Raw genomic sequence first — 513 nt, forward strand, 5'->3', positions numbered from 1 at the left:
CAGCTCCAGTTCCTCCTCACCGGCATTCCCGTGACGCAGGTTCGCGAGGACATCCGCAATGTCCCGATCGTGGCACGCAGCGCCGGCCGCGAGCGGCTCGATCCGGCCCGTCTGGCGGATTTCTCATTGATGAGCCGCGACGGCCGCGCCATTCCGCTCGACCAGGTCGGTCATTCGGAGATCCGGCTCGAAGAGCCGATCATGAAGCGGCGCGATCGCACGCCGGTCGTCACGATACGCTCCGATATCAATGAGGCGACCCAACCTCCGGAAGTCTCCAAGGATATCAACACCGCCCTGCAGCCGCTGATCGCATCCCTTCCGGCCGGCTATCGTATCGAGCTCGGTGGATCGATCGAAGAGGCAACCAAGGCCAACGATGCGTTGGCGACGATCTTCCCGGCCATGATTGCCGCGATGCTGATCGTCGTCATGCTGCAGGTGCGCTCGTTCTCGACGATGGCGATGGTCGTCCTGACGGGACCGCTCGGCCTCGTCGGCGTCGTGCCGGCA

At 64.3% G+C, this 513-nt stretch carries 1 protein-coding gene; it reads left to right on the forward strand.

Annotated features, from left to right (window positions below; genetic code table 11):
* A partial coding sequence (locus MOV74_RS40155; protein WP_246933104.1) for an efflux RND transporter permease subunit occupies positions 1 to 513 on the forward strand: 513 nt, incomplete at both ends.

Origin of the sequence: Bradyrhizobium sp. SHOUNA76 (assembly GCF_023006445.1) — a bacterium.
In the GTDB taxonomy this organism is placed as follows: Bacteria; Pseudomonadota; Alphaproteobacteria; order Rhizobiales; family Xanthobacteraceae; genus Bradyrhizobium.